The organism is Rhizobium sp. 268 (assembly GCF_036571585.1).
Taxonomy (GTDB): Bacteria; Pseudomonadota; Alphaproteobacteria; order Rhizobiales; family Rhizobiaceae; genus Rhizobium; species Rhizobium redzepovicii.
Genome location: NZ_JAPPSO010000026.1, coordinates 1 through 21,844 on the forward strand (window position 1 = coordinate 1; position 21,844 = coordinate 21,844).

22 protein-coding genes and 1 tRNA gene are annotated in these 21,844 nt (G+C 62.0%); 8 read left to right on the forward strand and 15 right to left on the reverse strand.

Translation table 11 applies throughout. The annotated features are described in order from the left end of the window. From OS035_RS30745 to OS035_RS30765, 5 genes are all read right to left on the reverse strand, one after another. Positions 1–247 (reverse strand): electron transfer flavoprotein subunit beta/FixA family protein (locus OS035_RS30745; RefSeq protein WP_442967724.1); only part of this gene is annotated, 247 nt, incomplete at its 3' end. 163 nt (positions 248–410) lie between these two features. Then, on the reverse strand, positions 411–1,208 hold the full coding sequence (locus OS035_RS30750) for a rhomboid family intramembrane serine protease (RefSeq protein ID WP_097629823.1): 798 nt from the start codon (positions 1,206–1,208) through the stop codon (positions 411–413). Between the two features lie 31 nt (positions 1,209–1,239). After that, positions 1,240–1,818: a cob(I)yrinic acid a,c-diamide adenosyltransferase gene (locus OS035_RS30755; protein WP_097629819.1), complete on the reverse strand. Its 579-nt coding sequence runs from the start codon at positions 1,816–1,818 to the stop codon at positions 1,240–1,242. A gap of 296 nt (positions 1,819–2,114) precedes the next feature. Continuing rightward, positions 2,115–2,318: a twin transmembrane helix small protein gene (locus tag OS035_RS30760; protein ID WP_097629818.1), complete on the reverse strand. Its 204-nt coding sequence runs from the start codon at positions 2,316–2,318 to the stop codon at positions 2,115–2,117. Positions 2,319–2,332: 14 nt separating this feature from the next. Continuing rightward, the gene (locus tag OS035_RS30765; protein WP_097629817.1) at positions 2,333–3,166 is read right to left on the reverse strand and encodes an SDR family oxidoreductase; all 834 of its coding nucleotides are present in this window, start codon (positions 3,164–3,166) and stop codon (positions 2,333–2,335) included. Between the two features lie 76 nt (positions 3,167–3,242). On the opposite strand from OS035_RS30765, the gene OS035_RS30770 reads away from it, so the two are divergent. Beyond that, positions 3,243–4,166 (forward strand): YihY/virulence factor BrkB family protein, encoded by a 924-nt coding sequence (locus OS035_RS30770; RefSeq protein WP_097629816.1) that lies wholly within the window; start codon positions 3,243–3,245, stop codon positions 4,164–4,166. Here OS035_RS30770 and gluQRS read toward each other — a convergent pair. Then, entirely contained in the window at positions 4,131–5,012 is an 882-nt protein-coding gene (gene gluQRS, locus OS035_RS30775) for a tRNA glutamyl-Q(34) synthetase GluQRS (protein WP_097629815.1), read from the reverse strand. The genes OS035_RS30770 and gluQRS overlap by 36 nt on opposite strands. Here gluQRS and OS035_RS30780 point away from each other — a divergent pair. Then, positions 5,011–5,703: a DNA-3-methyladenine glycosylase family protein gene (locus tag OS035_RS30780; protein ID WP_097629814.1), complete on the forward strand. Its 693-nt coding sequence runs from the start codon at positions 5,011–5,013 to the stop codon at positions 5,701–5,703. The genes gluQRS and OS035_RS30780 overlap by 2 nt on opposite strands. A gap of 111 nt (positions 5,704–5,814) precedes the next feature. After that, entirely contained in the window at positions 5,815–6,372 is a 558-nt protein-coding gene (locus OS035_RS30785) for an HNH endonuclease (protein ID WP_003567029.1), read from the forward strand. Here the strand turns inward: OS035_RS30785 and OS035_RS30790 are convergent, their stop codons facing one another. Then, positions 6,373–6,888 (reverse strand): disulfide bond formation protein B, encoded by a 516-nt coding sequence (locus tag OS035_RS30790; protein ID WP_097629813.1) that lies wholly within the window; start codon positions 6,886–6,888, stop codon positions 6,373–6,375. 18 nt (positions 6,889–6,906) lie between these two features. Beyond that, positions 6,907–7,497: a YqaA family protein gene (locus tag OS035_RS30795; RefSeq protein ID WP_097629812.1), complete on the reverse strand. Its 591-nt coding sequence runs from the start codon at positions 7,495–7,497 to the stop codon at positions 6,907–6,909. Positions 7,498–7,755: 258 nt separating this feature from the next. On the opposite strand from OS035_RS30795, the gene OS035_RS30800 reads away from it, so the two are divergent. Further along, complete coding sequence (locus OS035_RS30800) at positions 7,756–8,040, forward strand: hypothetical protein (protein ID WP_097629811.1); 285 nt, start codon at positions 7,756–7,758, stop codon at positions 8,038–8,040. Positions 8,041–8,082: 42 nt separating this feature from the next. Here the strand turns inward: OS035_RS30800 and OS035_RS30805 are convergent, their stop codons facing one another. Further along, a complete protein-coding gene (locus tag OS035_RS30805; protein WP_097629810.1) occupies positions 8,083–9,831 on the reverse strand; it encodes a cation:proton antiporter domain-containing protein in 1,749 nt (582 codons plus the stop codon). Between the two features lie 212 nt (positions 9,832–10,043). Here OS035_RS30805 and OS035_RS30810 point away from each other — a divergent pair, with 212 nt between their 5' ends. Continuing rightward, positions 10,044–10,328, forward strand: coding sequence for a hypothetical protein (locus tag OS035_RS30810; protein WP_097629809.1), 285 nt, complete (start codon positions 10,044–10,046; stop codon positions 10,326–10,328). 166 nt (positions 10,329–10,494) lie between these two features. Further along, positions 10,495–10,782 carry a hypothetical protein gene (locus OS035_RS30815; RefSeq protein WP_331814861.1) on the forward strand — a complete coding sequence of 96 codons (288 nt, stop codon included), beginning with the start codon at positions 10,495–10,497 and terminating at the stop codon, positions 10,780–10,782. A 196-nt stretch (positions 10,783–10,978) separates the two neighbouring features. Here the strand turns inward: OS035_RS30815 and OS035_RS30820 are convergent. After that, positions 10,979–11,063: transfer RNA gene (locus tag OS035_RS30820), tRNA-Leu, on the reverse strand. 190 nt (positions 11,064–11,253) lie between these two features. Beyond that, positions 11,254–12,549 (reverse strand): MFS transporter, encoded by a 1,296-nt coding sequence (locus tag OS035_RS30825; protein WP_097629808.1) that lies wholly within the window; start codon positions 12,547–12,549, stop codon positions 11,254–11,256. Between the two features lie 129 nt (positions 12,550–12,678). Between OS035_RS30825 and OS035_RS30830 the strand changes: the two genes are divergently transcribed. After that, positions 12,679–13,257 (forward strand): TetR/AcrR family transcriptional regulator, encoded by a 579-nt coding sequence (locus OS035_RS30830; RefSeq protein WP_097629807.1) that lies wholly within the window; start codon positions 12,679–12,681, stop codon positions 13,255–13,257. A gap of 84 nt (positions 13,258–13,341) precedes the next feature. Here the strand turns inward: OS035_RS30830 and OS035_RS30835 are convergent, their stop codons facing one another. Further along, positions 13,342–14,322 carry an aldo/keto reductase gene (locus OS035_RS30835; protein WP_097629806.1) on the reverse strand — a complete coding sequence of 327 codons (981 nt, stop codon included), beginning with the start codon at positions 14,320–14,322 and terminating at the stop codon, positions 13,342–13,344. A 251-nt stretch (positions 14,323–14,573) separates the two neighbouring features. Between OS035_RS30835 and OS035_RS30840 the strand changes: the two genes are divergently transcribed. Further along, positions 14,574–16,214: an AMP-binding protein gene (locus OS035_RS30840; protein ID WP_097629805.1), complete on the forward strand. Its 1,641-nt coding sequence runs from the start codon at positions 14,574–14,576 to the stop codon at positions 16,212–16,214. Here the strand turns inward: OS035_RS30840 and OS035_RS30845 are convergent. The 3 genes from OS035_RS30845 to secA all read right to left on the reverse strand — a co-directional run bounded on the left by OS035_RS30845 (position 16,211) and on the right by secA (position 21,800). Then, a complete protein-coding gene (locus OS035_RS30845) occupies positions 16,211–17,488 on the reverse strand; it encodes a GNAT family N-acetyltransferase (protein ID WP_097629804.1) in 1,278 nt (425 codons plus the stop codon). The two genes, OS035_RS30840 and OS035_RS30845, sit on opposite strands and share 4 nt — an antisense overlap. Beyond that, positions 17,489–18,904: an oligosaccharide flippase family protein gene (locus OS035_RS30850; RefSeq protein ID WP_331814866.1), complete on the reverse strand. Its 1,416-nt coding sequence runs from the start codon at positions 18,902–18,904 to the stop codon at positions 17,489–17,491. Between the two features lie 178 nt (positions 18,905–19,082). Continuing rightward, positions 19,083–21,800 (reverse strand): preprotein translocase subunit SecA, encoded by a 2,718-nt coding sequence (gene secA, locus OS035_RS30855; protein WP_097629803.1) that lies wholly within the window; start codon positions 21,798–21,800, stop codon positions 19,083–19,085. Positions 21,801–21,844 lie beyond the last annotated feature (44 nt).

The following is a 21,844-nucleotide window of genomic DNA, read 5'->3' on the forward strand; positions in this document are numbered from 1 at the left end:
CCCGGTCGGCACCCATGGCGAGTGCCGTGCGCAGCGTCTCCTCGGCCTTGGCAGGGCCGATCGACACCACCACCACTTCCCCGGCCTTGCCGGCTTCTTTCAGCCGCAGCGCCTCTTCCACCGAGATCTCGTCGAACGGGTTCATTGACATCTTCACATTGGCAAGCTCGACACCGGAACCATCCGGCTTCACTCGGATCTTCACGTTGTAGTCGACGACGCGCTTGACGGGCACGAGAATCTTCATGGTGTCCTTCCTTCAGGGGAAATTGGCTTCAGCGAAAATGCGCGCTCGCGCGCCATTTCGATTGTCGAATGGCGACATGGATACGCGCTTTTCCTCCAATTACAACGCTTCCATGCTAGCGGCGGGCGATTTGCCGGGCAATATATGGACGTTTACGTTCACGTCAATATTCTTGTCGGCGTCGACCCCAAGGAAGGCGTTGAACCTTGCGCCCGGCCGCGTCGACAGTGATGGCCGGACCGGTGCCGGGATCGCTTCTCACAGCCCGGGGCGTGACGATCTCTCGGTCGAAGAGCGGCACACCCGGCCGGCGCAACACCAGGATCGAAAGGGCACCGGCAAGAATGCCGCCGACATGCGCGCCCCAGGAAACGTCGCCGTCGGGTGCGACCGCCAGCATGAAGAATTGCTGGCCGATCCACAAAAGCAGCGGCACGAAGGCCGGCAGCGGCAGCGGCACGCGGAAGAAGACCAGAACCCAGACCTTGACGCGCGGATGCAGCAAGACATAGGCGGCAATCACACCGGAAATCGCCCCCGAGGCGCCGACCAGCGGCGCTTGCGACGTCATGCTCAGCAGACCGTGGCAGAGCGCGCCGGCGGCCGCGCACAGCAGATAGAAAATCAGGAAACGCAGATGTCCCATGGCATCCTCGACATTGTCGCCGAAGACCCAGAGGAAGATCATGTTGGAGGCCAGATGCCAGAAGCCGGAATGGACGAAGGCATAGGTGAGGTAAGTCAGCGGCTCCGGCACGATTTCCAGCCCCTGGGCCAGCACCGCGTCGCCAAAGGCGATCGCCGGGATATAGCCGAGCCCGACGGTCGTTGCCTGCGCTGCCTGCTCGCTCTCCAGGCTGGTGAAAAGCCAGACGGCGACATTCAATGCGATCAGTAAGAGCGTCACCCACTGGACCTTGATATATTTCAGCGTGTTGGCGTCATGAAAAGGTATGAACATCAAGCCCCCGGCAATCGTGATCGCGGCAAGCCTATCTGTTTTTTCCCGGAACCCAAAGCACATCCGCATGGCCGCGGTCATTTGCATGACGTGCGGCGACGAAGAGGAAATCGGAGAGCCGGTTGACATATTTCCTCGCCGGCTCGCTGACGATCTCGCCGTCGGTGCGGGCAAGCGCCACCATCAAACGCTCGGCGCGGCGCGCGATCGTGCGGGCCAGATGCAACTGCGCGGCGGCCGGGCTGCCGCCCGGCAGGACGAAGGACGTCAGGGGCTCCAGGCCGGCGTTCAACTGGTCGATGTCGCGCTCCACGCGGGCGACCTGCGCCTCGACGATCCGCAGCGGCTCATAGGCCGGTGGCTCGCCGGTATCGGGGGTGGCGAGATCGGCGCCGAGATCGAAGAGATCGTTCTGGATCGACATCAACATAGCGTCGAGTTCGGGCAGGCCTGATGTGTGCAGCCGCGCCAGCCCGATCGCGGAATTGGCCTCGTCGATCGTGCCATAGGCCTCGACGCGCAGATCGTCCTTTGCCCGGCGCGGGCCGGACACCAGCCCGGTCGTGCCGTCGTCGCCGGTTTTGGTGTAGATCTTGTTGAGTTTCACCATGTTGCACCGCCTGATAGGGGGAGGGTTGAACCACCCCACCCTCCGTCATGCTCGGGCTCGACCCGGGCATCCAGACCGCATCCAGCAGCGGCTAGGGGGATGGATCCTCGGGTCAAGCCCGAGGATGACGGAGAGTGGGGTTGGCATTGTTGCCAAACTCGCGCAGTCATACTGACACACACCGCGTTGGGGTGTTTCCTCAAGCCGCTTACCTCACCTCCCTCATTCCTGTTACGAGCACAGGAATGAGGGAGGATGTTTCGGCGTTCATCATCAAAAATGCCCCCACGGTCTTCTCACGTCGGCCGGCCGCCGCCGGTGAACCAGAGTGTTAGCATGATCAGGAAGACGGCGATGGCCTGCAAGAGGACGCGCAGCTGCATCAGCTTGTTGGAGCGATTGGCGTCGCCGCCCTTCATCATGTTGAAGAGGCCGCGGATCAAGACGAGGGCGACGCAGCCCATGACGATGATCGCGAGGATATAGGTGACGGTGGACATGGCATTCAGCTTTCTCAGTCCGTCCAGCGCATCAGGCGGTAGAAGAGGTCTGCCGGAAGCAGCCGCTTCAGGAACATGCCCTGCTTGGCCGGTGTCGTTACAGGATAATGTGGCCTCGGATTTTTCGAGTTCAATGCGTGTTTCAACACGGAATAGACCGCCTCCGGGCCAAGCTTGTGGCGGTTGACCGGGCCGGATCCGTCGAGTCTTGCCAGTTGCCTGACATAGTCGGCTGCGTGCGGCGAGTTCTCGACGTCGATATGTTCGTGGATCTTGGCGAGCGCGTTGGTGGTGAAACGGGTGGCAATCGGGCCGGGCTCGATCAGACTTACATGGATGCCGCTGCCCTGCAGTTCCATGCGCAGGGTGATGCTGAGGCCTTCGAGCGCAAATTTGGAGGCGGTATAGGCGCCGCGATAGCGATAGGGCACGACACCGAGAATGGACGAGCATTGCACGATCCGACCCTGACCGCATTTGCGCATCGCCGGGATCACCTGCCGCGTCAATTCGTGCCAGCCGAAGAAATTCGCCTCGAACTGGGCGCGCAGCGCTGCCGTCGAAAGATCCTCGACGGCGCCCGGCTGGCCATAGGCGCCATTGTTGAAGAGCGCGTCGATGCGGCCGCCGCTACGTTGCAAGACGGTGTCGACCAGCTCGGAAATCGTCTCGGGCCTGGCATAATCCATCAGGAAGGCTTCGATGCCGTCGGTTTCCAAGCCCGGCAGATCTTCCGGTTTGCGCACCGTCGCGAAGACGCGCCAGCCATCGGCTTTCAGCGCCCGCGCGCAATGAGCGCCTATACCGGACGAGCATCCAGTCACGACGATGCTGCGCTCTGCCGCCATGGAATGATTCCTGTACAAAATGGGACTCGTTTCCCATATTCGGCCAGAGGATACAATCTGGAAAGCCGGAGACGGAATGCCGAAGGCGCTGCGCACGATCTACGACGTGGTCTACGACGCGATCTGTCACATGGTCGAGGATGACGGCTTCGCCATGGCAAGCCATGTGGCGCTGTCGAGCCTGCTTGCGGTTTTCCCCTTCCTGATCTTTGGCACGGCGCTCGCAAGCTTCCTCGGCGCCGATCAGTTTTCCTCGACCGCCATCCATCTGATCTTCGACACCTGGCCCGAGGCGATCGCCAAGCCGCTCGCCGACCAGGTGCTGCAAGTACTGACCATTCCGCGCGGCGGGCTGCTGACGATCTCGGTGCTGGCGGCTGCCTATTTTGCTTCGAACGGCGTCGAGGCGCTGCGCATCTCGCTCAACCGCGCCTACCGGGTGCAGGAAACGCGGCCGTGGTATTTCACCCGCCTCGCCAGCCTCGGCTATGTGCTGATCGCGGTGATCATCTTTGCGGCGATCAGCATCCTGCTGGTCGCCGTACCGCTGGCGCTCGACTATGCCAGGAATTGGTTTCCGCTGTTTGCCGATACGCTCGACATCGTCTTCAGCTGGCGCATTTACGGCACGCTTGTCGTGCTGACCGTCGGGCTGCTGGTCATGCATCTCTGGCTGCCGGCCGGCAAACGGCGGGTCTTCGACGTCATTCCGGGCGTGCTGCTGACGCTGCTGCTCTGGCTTGCCGGAGCGCTGATCTTTGCCTATTACCTCGCGACCTTCGCCAACTACACCGCAACCTATGCCGGTCTCGCCTCGGTCATGATCGTGCTGATCTTCCTCTATATGGTCGGCGTCATTTTCATCATCGGCGCCGAGATCAATGCGGCGCTGATCAAATTCCGCGTCTTCCGGATGTTCTCCCACACCCTTTCGATTGTCGGCAGGGAGCGTGTCGAAAGGCCATCAGAGCCCGACAAGGCGGCGAATGTCGGCCCCTGACATGCCGCTGGCGCGCAACTCGCCAATCCCGCTGTCGCCCTGGCTTTTCGAAAGCTTGCGGCCGGCATTGTCGAGAATGAGACGATGATGGTGATAAACCGGCTGCGGCAGGCCGAGCAGCACCTGCAGCAGCCGGTGCACCGAGGTGGCCGGGAAGAGGTCGAGCCCGCGCACCACATGGGTGACACCCTGGAGCGCATCGTCGACCACCACCGAAAGATGATAGCTCGACGGAGCGTCCGAGCGCGACAGGATGACATCGCCCCAGACTTCCGGCTCGGCGGCGATCTCGCCCGATCTGCCGTCGCCGGTTTCCGTCCAGAACAGCAGCTCGCCGATCAGGTCGAGTGCCTTGCGCATATCGAGCCGCCAGGCATGTTTCTTCCCCGAGGTCAGCATCTCCTGCCGTTCGTCTTCCGGGCGCTCGCGATCGGTTGCGGGGTAAAGTGGCGTGCCGTCGGGATCGCGCGGCCAGGACTTGCCAGCGGCCTCATAGGCGGTGACGCGCGTCTTCACCTCGCCGCGCGTCAGGAAGGCCGGATAGACCAGGCCGCGTTCGATCAGTGCGTGCAGTGCCGCCCGATATTCGGGGAAATGTTCCGACTGCCGCCGCACCGGGCTTTCCCAGCCGACCCCAAGCCAGTCGAGCTCCCTGAGGATGCCGGCCTCGAACTCGGGCGTGCAGCGCGTCTGGTCGATATCCTCGATGCGCAGCAGCAGGCGGCCATGTTCGGCCTCCGCCATGTCGTGATTCAAGAGGGCCGAGAGGGCATGACCGAGATGCAGCTCACCGTTGGGGCTCGGCGCAAAACGAAAGACAGGTTTTTGACGCTCGCTCGTGGTCATGCTTTCTTCTGCCATGGATTTAGGTTTCGAACCACTGCGAGGCGATGTGCAGATCATCCGCAACGAAGACGACGTCAGGCAAGGGCTCGAAGCGCTGCTTCGCCTCGATCCGCGCCTTGTGCCGATCGCGGCGGATGCCGGGCCTGTGCCGCTGCGGCTGCGTGAACCGGGTTTTGCCGGCCTTGCCCATATCATCGTCTCGCAGATGGTGTCGCGCGCCAGCGCCGAAGCGATCTGGCGGCGCATGCAGCCGGCGGACGGTCTCCTGACCGCGGAAGGCTATACGCTGCTTCACGCCGAGGCCTGGCGCGACTTCGGCCTGTCGCGCGCCAAGGCCGAGACCTTGTCGCGGATCGCCGAAGCCGTTGCCTCCGGCCGCCTCGATCTTTCCGGGCTCTGCCTGATGCCGCCTGGTGAAGCGCTTGGAGAACTCACCGCGCTGAAGGGCGTCGGTCCGTGGACGGCAGAAGTCTATCTGATGTTCTGCGGCGGCCATGCCGATGTGTTTCCGGCCGGCGATGTCGCGCTGCAGAACGCCGTCGGTGCGGCATTCGGTCTCGCGGCACGGCCTCAGGCAAAGGCGCTAACGGCGCTGGCGGAAGCCTGGTCGCCGTGGCGCTCGGTGGCGGCACGGCTTTTCTGGGCCTATTACGCTACGAAAACACGGCGTGACATGGTGCCGACCGGCTGATCGGCAACACTCTTCAAATTGCCTTTATCCTCTGAATTTATTGGACTTCACAATCCTGTAACAACCGGCCTAATATACAGGTGCAGATGCCGAATCGATCAGGAGAGTCCCTTGACGATTGCAGTCTCCCCCCAGGCCCTGCCAGCGCTCGTCCTGAACGCTGACTACCGGCCACTGAGTTATTACCCCTTGTCGCTGTGGTCCTGGCAGGACGCGATCAAGGCGGTATTTCTCGACCGTGTGAACATCATCGCAGAATATGAACATTCGGTTTCCTCGCCGAGTTTTTCGATGCGGCTTCCGAGTGTCGTGTGCCTCAAGACCTACGTCCAGCCGTCCCGCAATCCCGCCTTCACCCGGTTCAACGTCTTCCTGCGCGACCGGTTCGAGTGCCAGTATTGCGGCGCCCATGACGATCTGACTTTCGATCACGTCATCCCGCGCGCCCATGGCGGCGAGACGACCTGGGAGAATGTCGTGGCCGCCTGTTCGCCTTGCAATCTGCGCAAGGGCAGCAAGCTTCCCAAGCAGGCGAGCATGTTCCCGGCGCAGAAACCCTATCAGCCGACGGTGCAGGATCTGCACAATAACGGCCGGCTGTTCCCGCCGAACTATCTGCACGACAGCTGGCTCGACTATCTCTACTGGGATACCGAACTGCAGCCCTGATCAGGCCGTCTTGCGAACGCCAACGAAAGCGAAGGCGGCCAGCAGGATTCCGGCAATCACGTTCCAGCCCGCAAAAGACAGGCCGAGCACCCGGAGCGCCGCATCGGTGCAGGACGGGCCCTTGATCGTGTTGAGCTCACCGAGCAGATCGCCGGCATTGGTGGTCATGCTGCTTGCCGTTGTCGAGCAAGTGGCCGGGCCCGGCCAGAAATGCCATTCGACTCCGGCGTGATAGACGCCCATGCCGGCCGTGACCAGCATCAGCATGCCGGCGGCGAGAATGAGCGCGCGGGTGATCCAGTTCGGCAGGCCGACGAGTTCCGAAACCGCGGCGAGGACGGCGATCGGGATGGCGTAATAGTAGGGCTGCCGCTGCAGCAGGCAGAGCGCGCAGGGAATATAGCCGCCGATATATTGGAAACCAAGCGCCGTGCCGACCGCGGCCGCCATGCCGATGGCGAGCAATATGGAATAGACGAAGCCGGGACGGGCGAGCGGCGAGGAAGTGGCAGTCATGGCGGAACTCCGCGAGATTTAGTGAGCGAAAGAGCGGTAGCCGACATATAGCACGATCACCGCAGTTGCACCGATGCCGACGATCTGGCCGAGGCGCTTCTCGATGAAGTCACGGATCGGCTCACCGTAGCGGCGCAGCAACCAGGCGAGGAAGAGGAAACGCGCGCCGCGGGCGATGATCGCCGAAACAATAAAAAGCCCCAGATTGACGTGGATGACGCCGGAGAGGATCGTGACGATCTTGATTGGCGGCAGATGCGCAAGTCCCGAAGTGACGAGCAGCAACAGGATCGTCTCGTAGGTGACATAGGCCTTCATCTGCTCGAAGGCGTCGAGCTTGCCGTAGAATTCGAGAACCGGCCGCGCCACCGTCTCATAGGCGAAATAGCCGAGCGCCCAGCCGGCGATACCCCCGAGCACGGAAGCAATGGTCGCGATCACCGCGTAGCGATAGGAGCGTTCCGGCTTGGAAAGCGCCATCGGCAGGAACAGCACATCGGCGGGGACGAGAAAGACGGAGCTTTCGACGAAGGCGATGACGGCGAGCCAGACTTCGGCCGATTTGCGCGCGGCCAGAGACATGGTCCAGTCGTAAAGTCTGCGGAGCATTCCGAACCCTTCCTGTTGCGGTGCAAAAAAGCTTTAGGGGCCGTGCGCGACGCTGTAAATGCCCGCCCGTGTCCTTCGTGCCACCCGCCGCCTAAAAATTTCGTGATACAGGCCCCGCCGCCCTCCCAAGATTTCATGTGATGGCGAATCGGCCATTCTGCGGCAAGCTGTCTCAAAGCGTGATGCCGAAAAGTGTGGGCGGTTTTGGGACGGCATCAAGCTCGAGCTGAATTGGGCGACGTGCAGGGTGGCATCAGAATGTTCAAAGTGATCGAAGGCGGCCGCGGGCAGGCCGTGCATATGGCCGACCGGCCCGAAGAGGGCGGCAGACCGAGCCGGGACGATGTGCGCCGGGAAGCGGCGCGACGGCTGAGCGAAAGCGGCTATCATCCGTCGCGCATCCGGGAATTTGCGACCGGCGTGCCAATGCTGGCGTCGCTTAAATATTTGTCGCTGCAGATCGATTTCGCAGCCGAGACATTGTCGCGGCTCGACCCGATCCCGGAGGATTTCCGCGCCGACGGCTATTGGCCGGCTGGCTGAGGCAATCGCATATCGCATTCGCAGACATGCGTCGGTATTGCCTCAGGAGAGGTCCATCGACTTTTCCCATTGCTGACGCAGGTCGTTCATCTCCGTGCGTTTCTGCGCCATTTCGCTGACGGCGGCGCGCAGATTGGGATGACGCGACATGAACATGTTGAAGTCGCGCCGTTCGAGCACTTCGAACTGGCAGAAATCGACGGCGATGACATCGGCCGTGCGCCGTCCGCCGGTCAGAAGCGCCATTTCGCCGAAGAAGGCGCCAGGCTCAAGGCGGATCGCGCCGCTTGCGAGCCGGACTTCCACCGCCCCCGAAGAAATGAAATACATGCCGTCGCCGCGGTCGCCGCGGCGGATGACGCGTTCGCCGGGTGGAGCGGATTTTGCCTTGAAGAGCAGCAGCAGTTCCTCCTGCGCGTCTTCGTTAACCTCGGAGAACAAAGGAAAAGTCTCGATCAGCTGCTGCATTTTCAGCTGATGCTCGCGTTCGCGCTCCTCGCCGAGCGCCCTGATCTTTTCCAGTTCCTTGCTGAGCGCCTTCTGCCTCGCCCTGCCGTAGCTTTCCCAAAGGGAGGGCCATCTCGAATGGGCAAATTTCTTCAACCCGTCGGTCGCCAGGATCACGATCGGGTTGAGCGTGATCGACAGGATTGCAGCGGCAAGGATCAGATCCTGGCCCTCGTGCGGCAGCAGCCCGAGCGAGACGCCGAGGCCGGCGAGGATGAAGGAGAATTCGCCGATCTGGGCAAGGCCGCCGGCCAATGTCAGCCCCAGGCCGATCGGATATCGCAGCAGTAAGACGATGAAGAAGGTGATGATGGCCTTGCCGAGGATGACAAGCGCCAGCGCGCCGATCACCGCCAGCGGCTGGCTGACCAGGATCGATGGATCGAAGAGCATGCCGACGGAGACGAAAAACAGCACGGAGAAGGCGTTCTGCAGCGGCAGCGAGTCGGCGGCCGCCCTGTGGCTGAGCTGGGATTCGCTCATGACGACGCCGGCAAAAAAGGCGCCGAGCGCAAAGGAGACGCCGAAGATCGCCGCCGAGCCGAAGGCGATGCCCAGCGCGATCGCCAGGACCGTCAGCGTGAAGAGTTCACGCGAACCGGTGCGGGCGATCATCGTCAGCAGCCAGGGCACGATGCGCGGGCCGAGGAAGATCGCCATGGCGGCGAAGCCGGCCACCTTCGCCAGCGTCAGGCCGATCGTCAGCGCCAGGGAAAGCTCGCCGAGGCCGTGGTTGGTGGTCGCGGCGGCGTTGCCGCCAAGAAGCTCTGCGAGCGCCGGCAGCAGCACCAGCGCCAGCACCATCACCAGATCCTCGACGATCAGCCAGCCGACGGCGACGCGCCCGCTTGGCGCGTTGACGAGATTGCGCTCCTCCAGCGCCTTCAGCAGAACGACAGTGCTGGCCACAGACAGGCTGAGGCCCAAGACGATGCCGGCGCCCAAGCTCCAGCCCCAGAGTTTGCAAAGGCCGATGCCCAACAGGGTGGCGAGGATGATGCGCCCGATCGCGCCCGGCACGGCGATCCCTCGGACGGCGAGCAGGTCCGAGGCGGAAAAATGCAGGCCGACGCCGAACATCAGAAGGATGACGCCCATTTCGGCGAGCTGCCCGGCAAGGGCGGTATCGGCGACGAAACCCGGCGTAAACGGCCCCATCAGAATGCCGGCGAGGAGATAGCCAACGAGCGGCGGCAGCCGCAGCCGGTCGGCGCCATAACCCAGGATCGCCGCGAAAACGAAACTGACGGCGACCGTTGCGATAAGCCCTACTTCCTGATGCACGTCCGACCCTTCCTGTGATGGCGGCGGCCACTCTGTACGAAGTGCAAGCAAAATTAAACAGTTGATTTGGCGGGTAGCGGCCCTTGTTCGCAATCCTTGCGATCAGGCGTAGAACTGGTCTGCTGTCGTCTGCACCAAGCCCGGGCGGGCGGCGATCTTGGAACCAGTTGCGTCTTTTCTCGTTGCCCTTTCATCCAGAAAGGAGAAACGACATGCGGAAGATCATCCTGAATTGTACTATAGCGGCCCTTGCCGCCTGCTCGTTTGCAGCGCCTGTTCTCGCCGACAGCGTCTATGTTAGGGAACGTACCTATGATGACGGTTATCGTCATGAACGGGTGAGACCCGGCATAACCATCAGCGAGCGTGGCGTCACTTTCGGTGCGGTGCGCGAACGTGAACACCGCCGCTATCGCGACAACGGCTGCGAAACCAGAAGTGTCACCCGTCAGACCGACGACGGCGAAGTGACCAAAACGGTCCGGCGTTGCAATTAACTGGAACTACGCGACAATGACGAAGCCCGGTTCGAAGAGCCGGGTTTTCGCCTTTCGTGGCGCTGATATCGCAATCCAGTGGTGAAACTCGTCCGTCGGTGTTATGAGCACGCCTTTGGTAGAAGCGCATTCCCAGCGCAAACACCGCCTGCACAGGATTTCGAGTATGATTGAACTTACGCCGTCCCAGATCGCCGCGCTGAAACTCGCCAGGGATGGAGACCTTTACCCTCAGCCGGCCAATAAATGGACGCATCAGAACGCAACGGTGACCTACGCGAAAAACGACCGCTGGAAAGAGCGGCCGCAGAAAATAAAATCGGTCACTGCCAAGACGCTGGGCGAGTTGAAGGAACCAGGTTTCCTCGAGGGGCGGCACCTCGATGACGATGTCACGAAAGACGTCTACGGCATTACCATGGCCGGCAAGATGTGGCTGCTGAAGAACAAGTAGTTTCGGATGTGAATACGGTTCGTGCTTCCGCGTCAGCTTGTCGATGCGGAGGCGCGGACGAACGTATCGGGATGACGGTTTTAGTGGCCGGAGCACTGTCTAAACCGGTCAGCCATCCTTCCTAACGGAACTGCGGCGCGACAGCCTTCGCTCTATGAGCTTCGGCTTGCTGAGCCGAAGCTCATAGAGCGAAGGCTGGTGCCCCATGCCGGGGTCGAACCAGCACTTCTTTCGAAACTCGATTTTGAGTCGAGCGCGTCTACCAATTCCGCCAATGGGGCAACGGAGTGAACGGGCGGCTGTCTAACATGCGAGCGCCCGCACGCGCAAGACGGGCAAGCGAAGTTATCGGACTGATCCGGTAGAGACATCCGGCCTCGTTTCGAGGCCGGATGCTTGCGATATCAAAGCTCTCTATTTTTATGCATGTCGTTATCCCCGAACCGCTGGCACACTTCCGGGCGACATGCATTAATGGGCGGCGGCGGGCGCCGGGCTGGTCAGGCCGGACTTCTTCAGCGTGATCGCCAGGATCGAGGCCAGCAGGCAGAAAGCGCCGGCGACGAAGAAGGCGGGCAGGTAGCTCGACAGCTCCGTGCGCGACAGGCCGGCGCCATAGGCGGCGGTAGCGGCGCCCAACTGATGGCCGGCAAAGACCCAGCCGAAGACCAGGCCGGCCTTTTCGCGGCCGAAGCGGTCGGCGGCGATCTTGACGGTCGGCGGCACGGTGGCGATCCAGTCGAGGCCGTAGAAGATGGCAAAGATGGAGAGGCCGTAGAAGCTGAAATCGCTGAAGGGCAGATAGAGCAGCGAGAGGCCGCGAAAGCCGTAGTAGAAGAACAGCAGCCAGCGATTGTCGAAGCGGTCGGACAGCCAGCCCGAGCCGATGGTGCCGAAGAAATCGAAGATGCCCATGACGGCGAGCACACTGGCAGCAGCCACCGGCACGATGCCGAAATCGCCGCAGAGAGTGACGAAATGGGTCTGGATCAGGCCATTGGTGCTGAGCCCGCAGATGAAGAAGGTGGCAAACAGGATCCAGAAGGTCGAGGTCTTGGAGATTTCCCTGAGCACGGTGATCGGCGTCATCAGCGCAACGCCGAGAGAGGTTCCCGCCGGCGGCGGTGTCACCTGCGTTTCGCCGACGGACGGCAGGTTCAGGTCGGCCGGCCGGTCTCGCATGAAAGCCAGCACGGCCAGAGCTGCGACCATGATCATGGCGCAGACGAAAAACACCGTCGATCGCCAGCCGTAGCGTTCCGTCAGCTCCGCCATTAGCGGCAGAAAGACGAGCTGGCCGGTAGCCGAGCTCGCCGAAAGCATGCCGACGACGAGGCCGCGATGCTTGGTGAACCAGCGGGTTGAGACGGTGGCCGCGAGCACCATAGCCGTCAGACCCGTGCCGAAGCCGACGACGACGCCCCAAAGCGCCAACAGATGCCAGAGCTTGGTCATGAACAGCGAACCGATGAAACCGGCGCCGATCAGGGCCAGGGCGAAAACGATGACCTTGCGCACGCCGAAATAATTCATGAAGGCGGCGGCGAACGGTCCCATGAAGCCGAAAAGGATCAGGCGGATCGCAAGGGCCGAGGAAATCTGCGAGGTCTCCCAGCCGAACTCGTCCTGCAGCGGCTTGATGAGAACGCCGGGTGCGCCCATGGCGCCGGCCGTGACCAACATGGTGAGGAAGGTGGCGGCGACGACGACCCAGCCGTAGTGGATGTTGCGCCGGGCAAGGGTGGAGGCAAGGGCTGTGGAAACCATAGGCGAGATTCCGTTCGGATTCAGCTTCGGGAAGATACGGGAATGCTTTACATGATGGCCATCATATTTCTTGCCTATTGATGATGGACGTCATATATTTTGTCAAGCGACTATTTCTGGAGTTTAAAAATGCGGGTCAGCCGCGAGAAATTTGCCGAAAACCGAGAGAAAATCCTGAGCGTTGCCGGCGTGCTCTTTCGAGAGAACGGTTTCGACGGCGTCGGCGTCGCCGACATCATGAAGGCGGCCGGGCTGACGCATGGCGGTTTCTACGGTCACTTCGCGTCGAAGGACGACCTGGCGCTGGAGGTCAGCCGCAAGCTGATCGACAAGGTCGAAACGCGCTGGAAGGAGCATATCGCCGATTCTCCGGACCGGCCGCTGGAATCGCTTCTCGACCACTATATCCACTGGCGAACGGTCGACGATCCGGGCGGCAGCTGCGTCTTCGCGACTCTGATCCAGGAGGTCAGCCGCAGCCGCGGTGCGGTGCGCGCCGTCTTCAGCGACGGGCTCTCCGTGCTGGTCGACACGCTCGCCGATATCGTTCCCGGAAAGAGCGAAGAGGAACGCCGCGCCAATGCCGCTACCACGCTCTCCTCGATGATGGGCGCCGTCATTCTTGCCCGCGCGGTGGAAGACCGGGCGCTTGCAGAGCAGTTTCTGGTGACGATGCGCCGGCAGCTCGATCCCAGCAGTAGTTTTTAATCTGGAAAGACAATGTTTCGCTCTCCCTCTTCTGCCCATAGAGGGAGTGTGATCTGTCTTACCGATGCCTCAGGCGGCCAGCGGCTATTTGAAGCCGGCGACGGCGTGTGGGATATAGGGTGCTTCCAATGCGGCGATTTCCTCAGTGGTGAGCTTGACCGAGAGCGAGGCAACGGCGTCGGTCAGGTGGTTCGGTTTGGAAGCGCCGATGATCGGGGCGGTCACCGCACTCTTCTGCAGGATCCAGGCGGTTGCGACCTGGGCGCGGGAGACGCCGCGAGCCTTGGCGATCTCTGCCACCGCCTCGACGATCTTGCGATCGGCATCGATGGACTGCGTGTAAAGCGTCTTGCCGAATTCGTCGGTTTCGCTGCGCGCTGTCGCCTCGTCCCAGTCGCGGGTCAGGCGGCCGCGGGCAAGCGGGCTCCAGGGGATGACGGCGATCTTCTGATCCTCGCAGAGCGGCAGCATTTCGCGCTCTTCCTCACGGTAGAGCAGGTTCAGGTGGTCCTGCATGCTGACGAATTCGGTCCAGCCGTTCAGCCTCGAGACGTAGAGCGCCTTGGCAAATTGCCAGGCATACATGGAGGAGGCGCCGATATACCGCGCCTTGCCTGCCTTGACGACGTCGTGCAGCGCCTCCAGCGTTTCCTCGATCGGCGTCGTATAGTCGAAGCGGTGGATCTGGTAGAGGTCGACATAGTCTGTGCCGAGGCGGCGCAGGCTGTTGTCGATCTCGTCGAAGATCGCCTTGCGCGACAGGCCGGCGCCGTTAGGGCCCGGCCGCATGCGGTTGAACACCTTGGTCGCCAGCACGATGTCCTCGCGCTTGGCGAAATCCTTTATGGCGCGGCCGACGATCTCCTCGGAGGAGCCGTTGGAATAGGTGTTGGCGGTGTCGAGGAAGTTGATGCCGAGGTCAATCGCCTGCCGGATCAACGCCCGGCTTTCTTCCTCCCGCAGGCTCCAGGCATGATTGCCGCGGCCGGGATCGCCGAAGGTCATGCAGCCCAGGCAGATTTTCGAGACTTCCAGGCCGGTTTTCCCAAATTTTGCATATTCCATGAAACGACTCCGTGATGAATTTGCTGATCCAAATCCGATGCCCCAAATCCGATGTCGTTGGACCGCCTTGTATGATCTAGTGCGGAAACCGGCAAAGTCGCAGGGCGCCGGGCGAAGAATCCGTCCGGCGATGCGCACAACAATGCGTGATGGGCTTTGAAGCAGGGGGGCGGTCATCGCCGTCCGGACCGGTCGCTTGCGCAATTGCAGCACAAGGTGTTAGCTGGTGCAGCATTCACTGGATTTCGCCTATGCTACTGCCGTCCCACAATCGCTACGACGATCTCTATCGCGATTTTTCGTGGCGGATTCCCGAAGATTTCAATATCGGCCGCGCCGTCAGCGACGACTGGGCGGCGAGGGCGCCGGAGCGCGTCTGCCTCGAACATTTCAGCCCGGACGGGCATCACCGCAGTTTGACCTATCGCGCGCTCGCCGACCGTTCCTCGGCCTTTGCAAATGCGCTGGTTTCACTTGGCATAAAACGCGGCGATCGCGTCGCGCTGCTCCTGCCGCAATCCTTCGAGACGGTGATCGCGCATGTGTCGATCTACAAGACTGGCGCGATCGCCTTGCCGCTGGCGCTGCTCTTCGGCGTCGAGGCGCTGGAATACCGGCTGAAGGCGGCAGGGGTGGCGGCCGTCGTCACCAATGGCTTCGGTCTCGAGCGCATCCGGCAGATCCGGGAGCGCCTGCCGATGCTGAAACATATCGTCAGCATCGACGGGGCGACTGCCGATGCGGCCGACTTCGGCGAACTGGTGGATGGCCATTCTCCCGTCTTTGATGTCGTCAAGACCGGTCCGGACGATCCGGCGTTGATGATTTTCACCTCGGGAACGACAGGGCCGCCGAAGGGCGCGCTGCATGGCCACCGCGTCCTACCCGGCCATATTCCCGGCATGCAGTTTGCTCATGAGGGTTTTCCGAAAGCGGGCGACAAGGTCTGGACGCCGTCCGACTGGGCCTGGGCGGGCGGGCTGCTCAACGCGCTGCTGCCGAGCCTTCTGCTCGGCGTTCCCGTCGTCTCGTCGCCGGCGCAGAAATTCGACGCCGACATGGCCTATCGCATCATGGCCGAGATGGGGGTGCGCAACGCCTTCATTCCGCCGACGGCGCTGAGGTTGATGAGATCCGTTGCCGATCCGCGCTCGAAATACGATCTGGTGCTGCGCACCATCGGCTCGGCCGGAGAGGCGCTCGGCCGTGAGACCTATGAATGGGCGCAAAGGACGCTCGGCATCACCGTCAACGAATTCTACGGCCAGACGGAGTGCAATTTCGTGCTCTCGTCGAGCGCTGCCCATGGCGTGACCAGGGCCGGCGCCATTGGCCGCGCGGTACCCGGACACCGCGTCGCAATCGTCAGCGAAGCCGGTGACGAATTGCCGACGGGCGAACCGGGCCAGATCGCCATCGCCAGTCCCGATCCCGTGATGTTCCTCGGCTACTGGGACGATGCGGCGGCGACGAAACGAAAATTCGCAAAGAACTGGCTGCTCACCGGCGATGTCGGCCGGCAGGATGCCGATGGCTACGTCGCCTTCGAGGGCCGCGACGACGATGTCATCACCTCGTCGGGATATCGCATCGGCCCGGCCGAAATCGAGGATTGCCTGATCGGCCATCCCGCCGTGCAGCTTGCCGCCGCCGTCGGCAAACCCGATGCGGTGCGCACCGAGATCGTCAAGGCCTATATCGTTCTGTCGCTGGGCCATCAGCCAAGCGAGGCGCTGGCCGCCGATATCAGGGAATGGGTGAAGACGCGGCTTTCAATGCATGAATATCCGCGTGAGGTGGAATTCATCGATGCCTTGCCGCTGACGACCACCGGCAAGGTGATCCGCCGGCTGCTGCGCGAGAGGGCGGCGGCCGAAGGTCAGCCGTGCTAGCCCCGGCCGGCGAGCGACATGATCTTCTCGCGCAGCATTTTCGCCATGTTGCGGGTGCTGCGGTACATGTGGAGCTGGGCTGAGACCTGACGCATGTCGCGGTCGCTGTTCTGCGTCAGGCCGATCACCAGCGTTCCCATTTCCTCGCGCTCCTGCCAGAAGCGGCTCATGATCGGATGGTCCGAGACGGCGCAGGAATCGGAGCGGACGATATTGGCGTCGTCGAGATGCCATTCGGTGAGTTCGCTCATCAGCAGCTTGCCCGGCGAAAAGCGCGCATAGTTCTCGTCATAGGCGGTCTTCCAGGTATAGGCCTCGCCACCCATCATCAGCACGACGATGGCGGCGATCGCCTTGCCGTTGAGATCGATCGTGTGAATACGCACGGCATCGACGGCGGCAAGGTTCGACACCGCCTCGCGGGCGAAGGCCGTGTGATAACGATCGGTGACGAGAGCGCTTCGGCGCTTGCCCTTCCAGCCACCGGCTTCCATTGCCAGGAATTCCTCGAAGCGGATATGGATTTCGCGCGGTTGCCGGGCGACGGCATAGACCGCTGTTCCCAACTCCTCCAGCAGGCGCCACTGGCGGCGCATCTCGCGCATATGCGAGGAGGAGATGGTTTTGCCGAGATAGGCCGGCGCCTCTTCCTCGCTCTGCAGCATCGGGCGCAAATAGGGATTGGTGACGGTGACGGGAAGATTGCGGCTGAGCGCCACGGCCTTGATCATCCGCACGAAGATACCGTTCAGCCTGAGATCGGGCAGGACCACGATTCCGGGCAGATTGAGGTCGCGCGCGGTCAGTCCCTCGAAGAGATTGTCGAGAGTCTCGGCAGCATCCTCGCTGTCGACCAGCGGCGTGCCGAGCGGGCCGAAGCTGTTCGACCAGCCGCGGATGATCGATGGGCCGACGGCAAACCCCGGCTTGTCGACCGAAAACGGCATTAGAAAACGCATGCGGCTGCGGCCGGCATTGTGGTCGCGGATCAGGGCGAAGTTCACCTGCCGGTCTTCGAGCCGCGGCATGGCGGGCGCGAGGAAGCGGCCGGAGAAGAAGACGTTCGGCTCCATCGCCCGGTTGGAGAGGAAGTCGAGTTCTTCCTGCAGTTCATAGCCGAGCTTGCCGGGATAGAGGCAGAGTTCGCGCCCCGGCCGGCCGATCTCGGCGCGGGCCTCAGCCCGCGGCGCTTCGAAATGCAGCGCGGCGAGATCATGCACCATGCGGTTGGCAATGCTATCGGTGCTTTCGGTAACGGGAGGAATACGCACCATCTATCGAACTCTCATTTCTGGCGTTGCGGCGGAGGGGCTGGCAAAGGCGAAAAGGACGATGCCGAGCGTGCGGCGCACGGCAAGATGCAGCAGGATTGCCTCGACCGCCATGGCAGAAGCCGTGGCGATCGCGGTGCCCTCTATGCCGTAATGCGGGATCAAAGCGAGGTTGAGACCGACATTGGCGGTCAGAGCGCCGGCGTAGAGCGCGACGCAGAGGTTCTGCTTGCCAGCCATCATCAACAGCGTTTCGGCCGGGCCGACCAAAGACTTGGCGAGGATGCCGGCAAGCAGGATCGCCATGACCAGATAACCTGATGTGAAGACGCCGCCGAAGAGCGACAGCAGAAGATGGCCGGCGGCAAGTACCACAAGGCCGACGCCGAGTGCCGGCCAGAAAGTCCAGCGGGCGGCGTCGATGGCGGCGGTCGCCAGCTGGGCGTGGTCGCCTTCGGCGATGATCGAGGAAAAGCGCGGGCCGGAGGCTGCCTTGACCGAGAAATTGATGAAATGCACCAGCGCCATCGTCTTGGCGGCGGCGAAATAGATGGCGACATCGTGCGGCTCGAGGAAGATGCCGACGACGACGACATCGGAATTGGTGAGCAGGAAGCTCACGCCCTCGATCAGGAAAATCGGAAAAGCGACGCTGAACCAGGCGAGGAAATCGATTTTGCGCGGGCCTTCGTCATAATGCCGGCGAAGGCGATAGAGCGTTGCAGCATACTGGCCGAGCGCGGTGACGAAGGTCGCGACGAGCGCCGCCTGCATCGCGGTGACGGCCGTATGCTCGGCGCCGATGGCAATGGCGATGAGCATGAAGGCGATGATCAGGATCGGACGGACGATATAGACCGGGCTAAGCGCCATGACCGGCCAATGGTTCGCTCGCGACGTGCCTTCCAGAATGTCGCCGAGCGCGATCATCGGCATGGCAAGCAGGCCGAGGAATATCGGGACGAGATAATAGACTTGGATCATATGGCCGAATAAATGCAGCCCGAGCATGCCGGCGGCGAGCACCGCGATGCCTGAAAGCAGCGCGAAGATGCGCGCCGTGCCGGTGAGGCCGCGGATTTCCTCGAAAGCGCCGGCCGCCCTGTATTGCGGCAGAAAGCGGATGATCGCCGTGTGGAACCCAAGACACGAGAGATCGCCGAAGACGACGACCAGCACCCAGACGAAAACGAAAATGCCATATTCATATTCGCCCATCAGCCGGGCAAGCACGATCTGGGAGATGAAGGCGAGGGCTGCGCTGAGGATTCGGATCGAAAAGGCCGTCAGCGCCATGCGCTGAGCGGCCGCCTTCTCACCACGTTCGGTGAGCACGGCCGCAAGCATGCGCAGCGCACGGCCGCCGATCGGGCGCAGACCCGCGGGCAGCATCTTTTCCGCTGTTTCTATGACCGCCATGATGAACACGCAAAACTCTGAAGGTCAGGCAAATCGTCCCGAAGTCTTGACAGAACAGGGTTAAGAAACGGTTCCGGATCGGGCTTGTCACCGATGCTGAAATCGCGGTTTTCCTGCGCGGCCGCGGAAAAGAAAATGCCGCCCGAAGGCGGCATTTTCACGATCTTTGGGGCTTGCCTCAGACCTGCTCGAAGGCGCCGTGGCAATGCTTGTATTTCTTGCCGGAACCGCAGGGGCAGGTCTCGTTGCGGCCGACCTTGCCCCAGGTAGCCGGGTCGTCCGGATTGCGGTTCTCCGGCGAAACGATGACTTCCGATGCCTGGTAGATCGCCGGGGCGAAATCGTCCTCGCCTGTGGTCGGATCGAGGTGATGGGCCTGCATCAGCGGCGGTTCGGGTTCGGCAGGGGCCTGCTGCACCAGCTCGACGCGCATCAGCTGGGCGGTCACGGCCTCGCGCAGATTGTTAAGGAGGCTCGTGAACAGCTCGAAGGCTTCCGACTTGTATTCCTGCAGCGGATCGCGCTGGGCATAGCCGCGGAAGCCGATGACGGAGCGCAGATGGTCGAGATTGACGATGTGCTCGCGCCAGAGATGATCGAGCGTCTGCATAACGATCGAGCGTTCGACATAATGCATAATGTCGTCGCCGAAACGCTCGGCCTTTTCGGTGAAGGCGGCGTTGGTGGCTTGCGTCAGGCGCTCGCGGATGTCGTCTTCGCCAATGCCTTCTTCCTTCACCCAGTCTTCGATCGGCAGGTCGAGATTGAGAATGTTCAGAGCACCGGTCTTCAGGCCGGCGGCATCCCATTGCTCGGCGTAGGCGCGCTCGGGGATATGCTTGTCGACCAGATCCTCGATCACCTCACGGCGCATGTCGGAAACGGTTTCGGAAATATTGGTCGATTCCATCAGTTCGAGGCGCTGCTCGAAGATCACCTTGCGCTGATCGTTGAGAACGTCGTCATACTTCAAGAGGTTCTTGCGGATATCGAAGTTGCGGGCTTCGACCTTCTTCTGCGCGCGCTCCAGAGCCTTGTTGATCCAAGGGTGGACGATCGCCTCGCCCTCCTTGAGGCCGAGCTTGGTCAGCATGCTGTCCATACGGTCGGAGCCGAAAATGCGCATCAGGTCGTCCTGAAGCGAGAGGTAGAATTTCGAGCGGCCGGGGTCGCCCTGACGGCCGGAGCGGCCGCGCAGCTGGTTGTCGATGCGGCGGCTTTCATGGCGTTCGGTGGCGATGACGTAGAGACCGCCGGCTTCCAGCGCCTTCTGCTTGAGTTCCTTGATCTCCTCGACGATTGCCTGGATCCGGGCTTCACGCTCCGGACCGGCTTCGACTTCGCCGAGTTCGCGCTCGATGCGCATCTCGAGGTTGCCGCCGAGCTGGATGTCGGTACCGCGGCCGGCCATATTAGTGGCGATCGTGATGGCGCCGGGCACACCGGCCTGGGCGACGATATAGGCTTCCTGCTCGTGGTAGCGGGCGTTCAGCACCTGGAAGTCGTCGAAGCCCTGTTTGCGCAGGCGCTCTGCGAGCAGTTCCGATTTCTCGATCGACGTGGTGCCGACCAGCACCGGCTGGCCGCGCTTATGGGCGTCGAGAATCTCCTCGATGATCGCCTTGAACTTCTCGTCGAAGGTCCGGTAAACCTCGTCGTCCTCGTCGATACGCTTGATCGGCAGGTTGGTCGGGACCTCGATGACGTCGAGGTTGTAGATATTCCCGAATTCTTCCGCTTCCGTCTGTGCCGTGCCGGTCATGCCGGCGAGCTTGGCGTACATGCGGAAATAGTTCTGGAAGGTGATCGAGGCCAGCGTCTGGTTTTCCGGCTGGATCTGCACCTTTTCCTTGGCTTCGAGCGCCTGGTGCTGGCCTTCGGAATAACGGCGGCCGGGCATCATGCGGCCGGTGAATTCGTCGATGATGACGACTTCGTCGTTGCGGACGATATAGTCCTTGTCGCGCTGGAAGAGCTTGTGGGCCTTCAGCGCGTTGTTGACGTGGTGGACGATCGCGACGTTCTCGATGTCGTAGAGCGCGTTGCCCTTCAAGAGGCCGGCCTGGCGGAGCAGGTCCTCCAGCTTCTCGGTGCCCTCTTCGGAGAAGTTGGCCGAGCGCTGCTTCTCGTCGATCTCGTAGTCGCTGGGGACGAGCAGCGGAATGAAGGCGTCGATCGTATTATAGAGTTCGGAGCGGTCGTCGAGCGGACCGGAGATGATCAGCGGCGTGCGCGCTTCGTCGACGAGGATCGAGTCCACTTCGTCGACAATCGCGAAGTTGTGGCCGCGCTGGACCATCTGGTTCTTCTCGTACTTCATGTTATCGCGCAGATAATCGAAGCCGAGTTCGTTGTTGGTGGCGTAGGTGATGTCGCAGGCATAGGCCGCGTGGCGTTCCTCGTCGGACAGGCCGTGGACGATGACGCCGGTGGTCATGCCGAGGAAACTGTAGACGCGGCCCATCGTCGCGGCATCGCGCTGGGCGAGGTAATCGTTGACGGTGACGACGTGCACGCCTTTGCCGGACAGCGCGTTCAGATAGACCGGCAGGGTGGCGACGAGGGTCTTGCCTTCGCCGGTCTTCATCTCGGCGATCGCATTCGAATGCAGGATCATGCCGCCGACCAGCTGTACGTCAAAAGGCCGCAGGCCGAGAACGCGGCGGGAGGCTTCGCGCACGACCGCGAAGGCCGGGATCAGGATGTCGTCGAGCGTCTTGCCCTCGGCGAGCAGAGCGCGAAACTCGACGGTCTTTGCCGCCAGCTGCTCGTCCGTCAGGGCCTTGGTCTTCTCTTCGATAGAGTTGATGGCAGCGACGTTCGGCTGGAAAGACCGCACGCGGCGGTCATTGGAGGACCCAAATAACTTGCGGGCTATACCGCCAAAGCTGACCATATGACTGGTCCTTTCTCAATATTCATCCCCGGCGTTTGTTGTTC

Excerpts from the sequence above, each read along its gene's own strand:
- OS035_RS30795 (WP_097629812.1), bottom strand. The coding sequence starts at position 7,497 with ATGCTCCGCAGACTTTACGACTGGACCATGTCTCTGGCCGCGCGCAAA.
- OS035_RS30760 (WP_097629818.1), bottom strand. The coding sequence starts at position 2,318 with ATGTCCACCGTCACCTATATCCTCGCGATCATCGTCATGGGCTGCGTC.
- OS035_RS30835 (WP_097629806.1), bottom strand. The coding sequence starts at position 14,322 with ATGGAATATGCAAAATTTGGGAAAACCGGCCTGGAAGTCTCGAAAATC.
- OS035_RS30815 (WP_331814861.1), top strand. The coding sequence starts at position 10,495 with ATGATTGAACTTACGCCGTCCCAGATCGCCGCGCTGAAACTCGCCAGG.
- OS035_RS30780 (WP_097629814.1), top strand. The coding sequence starts at position 5,011 with ATGCTTTCTTCTGCCATGGATTTAGGTTTCGAACCACTGCGAGGCGAT.
- OS035_RS30825 (WP_097629808.1), bottom strand. The coding sequence starts at position 12,549 with ATGGTTTCCACAGCCCTTGCCTCCACCCTTGCCCGGCGCAACATCCAC.
- OS035_RS30770 (WP_097629816.1), top strand. The coding sequence starts at position 3,243 with ATGCCGAAGGCGCTGCGCACGATCTACGACGTGGTCTACGACGCGATC.
- OS035_RS30800 (WP_097629811.1), top strand. The coding sequence starts at position 7,756 with ATGTTCAAAGTGATCGAAGGCGGCCGCGGGCAGGCCGTGCATATGGCC.
- gluQRS (WP_097629815.1), bottom strand. The coding sequence starts at position 5,012 with ATGACCACGAGCGAGCGTCAAAAACCTGTCTTTCGTTTTGCGCCGAGC.
- OS035_RS30850 (WP_331814866.1), bottom strand. The coding sequence starts at position 18,904 with ATGGCGGTCATAGAAACAGCGGAAAAGATGCTGCCCGCGGGTCTGCGC.
- OS035_RS30765 (WP_097629817.1), bottom strand. The coding sequence starts at position 3,166 with ATGGCGGCAGAGCGCAGCATCGTCGTGACTGGATGCTCGTCCGGTATA.
- OS035_RS30810 (WP_097629809.1), top strand. The coding sequence starts at position 10,044 with ATGCGGAAGATCATCCTGAATTGTACTATAGCGGCCCTTGCCGCCTGC.
- OS035_RS30750 (WP_097629823.1), bottom strand. The coding sequence starts at position 1,208 with ATGTTCATACCTTTTCATGACGCCAACACGCTGAAATATATCAAGGTC.
- OS035_RS30790 (WP_097629813.1), bottom strand. The coding sequence starts at position 6,888 with ATGACTGCCACTTCCTCGCCGCTCGCCCGTCCCGGCTTCGTCTATTCC.
- OS035_RS30830 (WP_097629807.1), top strand. The coding sequence starts at position 12,679 with ATGCGGGTCAGCCGCGAGAAATTTGCCGAAAACCGAGAGAAAATCCTG.
- OS035_RS30840 (WP_097629805.1), top strand. The coding sequence starts at position 14,574 with ATGCTACTGCCGTCCCACAATCGCTACGACGATCTCTATCGCGATTTT.
- OS035_RS30845 (WP_097629804.1), bottom strand. The coding sequence starts at position 17,488 with ATGGTGCGTATTCCTCCCGTTACCGAAAGCACCGATAGCATTGCCAAC.
- OS035_RS30755 (WP_097629819.1), bottom strand. The coding sequence starts at position 1,818 with ATGGTGAAACTCAACAAGATCTACACCAAAACCGGCGACGACGGCACG.
- secA (WP_097629803.1), bottom strand. The coding sequence starts at position 21,800 with ATGGTCAGCTTTGGCGGTATAGCCCGCAAGTTATTTGGGTCCTCCAAT.